The 5,998-nt window shown below is 66.3% G+C and carries 4 protein-coding genes and 1 pseudogene; all 5 read left to right on the top strand.

The window, feature by feature from the left end; all coding sequences use genetic code 11:
* The coding region (locus tag EOD07_RS18860; protein ID WP_164772346.1) for an acetate--CoA ligase family protein at positions 1-1,324 on the top strand (1,324 nt) is incomplete at its 5' end.
* Positions 1,317-2,099: a carnitinyl-CoA dehydratase gene (locus EOD07_RS18855; RefSeq protein WP_127236543.1), complete on the top strand. Its 783-nt coding sequence runs from the start codon at positions 1,317-1,319 to the stop codon at positions 2,097-2,099. The genes EOD07_RS18860 and EOD07_RS18855, both read left to right, overlap by 8 nt.
* Positions 2,100-2,315: 216 nt before the next feature.
* A complete protein-coding gene (locus EOD07_RS18845; protein WP_127236542.1) occupies positions 2,316-3,257 on the top strand; it encodes an alpha/beta hydrolase in 942 nt (313 codons plus the stop codon).
* Between the two features lie 364 nt (positions 3,258-3,621).
* Positions 3,622-5,598, top strand: coding sequence for a hypothetical protein (locus EOD07_RS18840; RefSeq protein ID WP_127236541.1), 1,977 nt, complete (start codon positions 3,622-3,624; stop codon positions 5,596-5,598).
* Positions 5,595-5,998 (top strand): annotated as a pseudogene (locus EOD07_RS18835) (hypothetical protein); the annotation flags it as partial. The gene EOD07_RS18840 and the pseudogene EOD07_RS18835, both read left to right, overlap by 4 nt.

The following is a 5,998-nucleotide window of genomic DNA, read 5'->3' as shown; positions in this document are numbered from 1 at the left end:
GTCGCACACCGCCTCGCTCGCCGGCTCCGACGCCGCCTCCGGCGCTTTCCTGAAGCGGCTCGGCATCGCGCGCGTCGATTCCATTCCCGCCTTCATCGAGGCGCTGAAGCTCTTGCACATCACCGGGCCGCTGCCCGGCTACAAGCTTTCCTCGATGAGCTGTTCGGGTGGCGAAGCCTCGGTGATGGCGGACAGCGCCGAGGGGCGCTGGGTGCATTTCCCGGCGCTGACGGCCGAGCACCGCGCGCATGTGAAATCGACGCTCGGACCGCTGGTCGCGGTCGCCAATCCGCTCGACTACCACACCTTCATCTGGAACAACGAGCCGGCGATGACGGCGACCTTCACCGCCATGGTGTCGGGCGGCTTCGACCTCAACATGCTGGTGCTCGACTTCCCGCGTCCCGACCGGTGCTCGGATGTCGACTGGTGGGCGACACTGCGCGCCTTCGAGGCGGCGCTGAAGACCAACAAGGCGCAAGGCGCGATCGTCTCCTCGCTGCCGGAGAACCTGCCGGAGGAGTACACCGCCGGCCTGATGGCGCGCGGCATGGTGCCGTTGTTCGGCATTTCGGAGGCCATGGACGCCGCCCAGGCCGCCGCCTTTATCGGCTGGGCCTGGCGCGAGCCGCAGGCGCAGCCGGTCGACACGACGGCGGCAGGCGCGTCCGAAGCCAAGCGCGTGACGCCGGACGAGGCCGAAGCCAAGGAAAGGCTGATCAAGGCCGGCCTGCCGGTGCCGAAGGGCGAGCGCGCCTCGAATGCGGTCGAGGCGGTGATCTCGTCGATGACGCTGGGCTTCCCGGTGGCGCTGAAGGCGCTCGGCGTCACGCACAAGTCGGAAGTCGGCGCGGTCAGGCTGAACCTCAAGGACGCCGAATCCGTCAGCGCCGCCGCGCATGACCTTTTGCCGCTCGGCACCGGGCTTTATGCCGAGCGCATGGTGCGCGACGGCGTCGCCGAACTGATCGTCGGCTTCACCCGCGATCCGATGTTCGGCGTGGTGATGACGCTCGGCACCGGCGGCGTGCTGGTCGAGCTGTTGCGCGACAGCGTCACCCTGATGCTGCCCGCGACGCGCGACGACATCGAGGCGGCATTGCGTGGGCTCAAGCTCTATCCTCTGCTCGAAGGCTATCGAGGCCGGCCGAAGGCCGACGTCAAGGCCGCCATCGACGCCATCGCCGGCATTGCCGACTTCGTGCTGAAGAACGAAGGCGAGATCGAGGAACTCGACATCAACCCGCTGATCGTCTGCGCCGAAGGCAAGGGCGCCTGGATCGCGGACGCCCTGCTCGTGCTTGGAGAAAAGAAGAATGGCTGACGTCATCACCACCCGCCGCGAAGGCACGATCCTCGAGGTCACGCTCGACCGGCCGAAGGCCAACGCGATCGACCTCAAGACATCGCGGCTGATGGGCGAGACCTTCAAGGCGTTCCGCGACGATCCGGAGCTGCGTGTCGCCATCGTCAAGACGGCCGGCGACAAGTTCTTCAGCGCCGGCTGGGACCTGAAGGCGGCCGCCGCCGGCGATGCGGTCGACGGCGACTATGGCGTCGGCGGCTTTGCCGGGCTGCAGGAGTTGCGCGACCTCAACAAGCCGGTGATCGCCTGCGTCAACGGCATGGCGGTGGGCGGCGGCTTCGAGCTGGCGCTGTCTTGCGACTTGATCTACGCCTCGGACCATTCCTCCTTCGCGCTGCCCGAAATCCGTGCCGGCACGCTGGCCGACGCCGCGACCATCAAGCTGCCGAAGCGCATCCCCTACCACATCGCCATGGACCTCCTGTTCACCGGCCGCTGGATGGACGTCGCCGAAGCGCATCGCTGGGGCCTGGTCAACGAGGTGCTGCCCAAGGAGAAGCTCGAAGAGCGTGTCTGGGAGATCGCAAGGCTTTTGGCCAGCGGTCCGCCGCTGGTCTTCGCCTCGATCAAGGAGACAGCGCGGGTGGCCGAGGCGCTGACCTTCCAGGACGCCATGAACAAGGTGACGCGCCGGCAACTGCCGACGGTCGACATCCTCTACGGGTCGGAAGACAATATGGAAGGGTTTCGGGCGTTCGCGGAGAAGCGCGACCCGGTGTGGAAGGGGAAGTGACTTTACGGAGATGACGGCGCCAAGCCCCCCTCTCTGCCCTGCCGGGCATCTCCCCCTCAAGGGGGGAGATTGGCAGTTTCGGGCTCAGCGCTCCTCTTGCGACGCAGAAGATTGGCGAAAGCCTTCGCGACATCCGATCTCCCCCCTTGAGGGGGAGATGTCCGGCAGGACAGAGAGGGGGGCCTGGGCGCTATCATCTGAAGTTGGCCATCCTTCATGACCGACTACAAAACCCTCATCGACGCCGAGACCTGGGCATTCATCGAGAAGACCAACTCCTACTACCCGCCGGATACGATCGACTACACGATCACCCAGCAGCGCGCGATCTACGACCGGATGTGCCGCGAGTTCTTTGCCGGCTATCCGCAAGGCGTGACGGCGGAGACGACTGTCGTTGCCGCACCGACCAACAGCATCCCGGTCCGCATCTACCGGAACGCTGCGCCGAACAAGACCGCGATGGTGCTCTATATCCATGGCGGCGGCTTCATCCTTGGCGGTCTGGACAGCCATGACGACGTCTGCGCCGAGCTTTGCGCCCGCACCGGCTTCCAGGTGGTCTCGCTCGATTACCGGCTGGCGCCGGAGCATCTGCACCCGGCGGCCTTCGATGACGCCATGGACGCCTTCGAATGGGCCGCCAAGACCTATGACTGCCATGTCCTGCTCTGCGGCGACAGCGCTGGCGGCAATCTCTGCGCCGCAGTCGCTCACGCCACGCGCGGCCATGACAAGAAGCCGGCCGGCCAGGTGCTGATCTATCCCGGCCTCGGCGGCGACCACTCGAAGGGCTCTTACGTCACGCATGCCGAGGCGCCGATGCTGACAGTGTGCGACCTCGACTTCTACAAGCATATCCGCACCGGCGGCGTCGACATGACCGGCGACATCACGCTCTACCCGCTCGCCGATGCCGATTTCGCCAATTTGCCGCCGACGGTGCTGATCACCGCGCAATGCGACCCGCTGTCCTCCGACGGCGAGGCCTATCGCGACCGCGTCGTCGCGGCCGGCGGACGCGCCACCTGGTTCGAGGAGCCGGGGCTGGTGCATGGTTATCTCAGGGCCCGGCACATGGTCGGCCGGGCTCGGACGAGCTTCAGCCGCATCGTCGAGGTAGTTTCGGCGCTTGGGCGCGGCGACTGGCTCTGGTGATCGCCTCGTACAGCCGACTTTTCTGCCGCCTCGCATCCGCCGCATTGAACCTTTCCGCTCTGATCCGCGACTGACGGTCTGGCGCCGCAATGATGCGGCTCGGAGGAAGGCGTCAATGATCAGAACTCCAGAGACTTCGAGGGTTCAAGAAACAACGTGCGCCCGGCACAACCATCGCCCGCGGGATGGCGTCGATGCGCTGGGCTTCCGGCTGGTTCCGTTGACCCCTCCCCGGCGCAGGCGTATCGTCGCGCGGACAAAGGCGGACAATTCAGCTGGGGAAGAACGTGCCGCAACGCCGCGCCTTGCCCTGGTTGGCGCGGTCGAGGCGGACGTTCCTTCCAGCGGCTTCGGGGGGAGTTCAATGTCTGGCGTTCGCGGCTCGTTCCTGCGTTCCCGTGGCGGCCGTTTGCGCCGCGCAATCGCGACAAGCAGCGGAATTCTCGCCCTGGCGCTGTCCGCCGGCCTGTGGCTCGGCGGCGTGGCGAAGGCGCAGGAAACCCAGATCATCTATCCCGGCTCGATGGCGGTCACCGGCTTTCCGGGCACCACCATTCCCGATTTCGATCAGGGTCTGCCGCCCGGCGTCGACCCGGTCGACGAGACCTTCATCGACACGTCCCGCGCATCCCTGCGCGTCTTCAACGTTTCCAATCTCGGCGGGCCGGCCTCCGGCCAACTGGTCAACACGCCGCCGCCTTTCGAGGTGACCGCCGGCCAGATCGGCGAGGTGTTCGGCCTCGCCTATGACGATGGCATGCGCGACGGCGTGCCTTCGGGCGTTCCCAATCTCTACGCGGCCGCGACCTCGCTGCACGGCATCGAGATCGTCACGCCGGACACCGACAATGACGGCAGGCCGGAGCGGCAGCGCCGCGGCGCCGCGGGCGCGGTCTTCATGGACGGCCAGTTCGGCATCGAGAATGGCGGCGGTCCGGGCACGATCTGGAAGATCGACGGCATTACGGGCGCGGTCTCCAAATTCGCCGACATCGACACCAACAGCGGGCCGGGCATCGGCAACCTCGCCTTCGATGCTACCCATCGCGAGTTCTTCGCTTCGGATCTCGACACGGGGCTCATTCACCGCATCGATATCGAGGGCCACCTGATCGACAGCTTCGACCATGGCGTCGCCGGGCGCCCGGCGCATGGGCTAGAGCCCGTCGCCGACGACGGCGCCGCGATGGACATCCAGGCTGCCGCTTTCGATAGCGAAGCCCCCGAGACCTGGGGCTATACGCAGGATGCGCGCCGCGTCTGGGCTGTCGCCTATCATGGCGGCCGGCTCTACTATTCCGTCGGCGAGAAGGCCGAAATCTGGTCGGTCGGCATTGCGAGCGACGGAAGCTTTGCCGGCGATCCGCGCTGGGAACTGACGGTCAAGGCGGACCAGGACTATGCCGTCACCGACATCGCCTTCGACAATAAGGGCTTCATGTATCTCGCCCAGCGTGGCCCGGTCGAGAACCGCTACGATTACAGCCGCTTCGCCTCTTCCGGCAAAGGCGAGCTGATCCGTTACTGGCGCGAGGACCCTGACGATCCGGCAACGGAATCGGCCTGGGTCGAGGTTCCAGAGGAATATGCGGTCGGCTTCCCGCAGGGCAACCGCCAGTCGGCCGGCGGCGTCGACCTGCAATATCGCTACGACACCGAAGGCAATCTCGACACGTCCGTCTGCACCGACACCGTCGTCAACACCGGCGACAAGCTGCGCGACAACCCGGAGCTCGCCGAGCGGCTCGCCGCCGGCGGACCGCTTGCCGTGCACGGCGTGCAGCTGACGCCGAGCGCGCTGGTCAAGCCGGCCAACGTGCCGCCTTTCGGCTCCTGGTTCGTCGATTTCGACGGCTATTTCGAAGACCCGGACGTGCAAGGCCATGTCGGCGACGTCAGGGTCTGGCGCCCCTGCGAGGGCCGCGCCGGCTACTACGAGGAAATCCCCGGCGGCTATCTGCCTCCGTTCTATCCGCCCGACTTCCCGCCGCCCGGCAATCTGCCGCCCTGCGTGGATGTCGAGGACGTGCATTACTATTGCACGCCGCGCGGTCTGCGGGCCGAACTCACTCTCCATGACCATGCCGGCTTCGGCGGCGATTCGATCAAGGCGCAGTCCAGGACGTCCGGCGTCGGGGTGACCACCCCCATGTCGCATGTCCCGGGCAAGCCCTACGCGGTCGACATCACCGGCCACAATCCGGGCGACACCGTCAATGTCGGGCTCTGCTTCTACCGCAAGTCCGATCAGGACAAGGGTGGCTACTACCCTTGCTGCAAGATGACGCTGCCGCTCAGAACGCCAGCCGTCGACTGCGAAGCGCCGAGGAGGGAAAGATGAGCGATCTCGCCCATTCCCGCTCCACCTCGCGCAAAACCGTCATGGAGACGATCATGAAACCCCTGTCATATGCCAGGCGCGCCGCGCGCTGGCTGATGGCGGCCGGTATCGCGGTCGCCATGATGCCGGCCTTGCCGGCGCTCGCCCAGGACCAGGCTCCGGCCGCGACCGACCAGGCCGCCAATCCAGCGTCACGCGGCATCAATGCGGAACTCGCGCGGATCGTGCCGTTCTTCACCAAGAAAGGCGGCCAGAGAAGCTGCGATTCCGTTGAGTATGTCCTGAGCTTCGGCATCCATGGCGACCCGCAGGACTTCGACCGGCCAAGCGTGGCTGCCCTGCTCAAGGCGACAAGGCTCGATTTCAGGGACCAGCTGCCGCACGGCCTGCAGATCGTCAG

The organism is Mesorhizobium sp. M2C.T.Ca.TU.002.02.1.1 (genome assembly GCF_003997225.1).
This window is presented reverse-complemented; position numbering and strand designations above follow the sequence as displayed.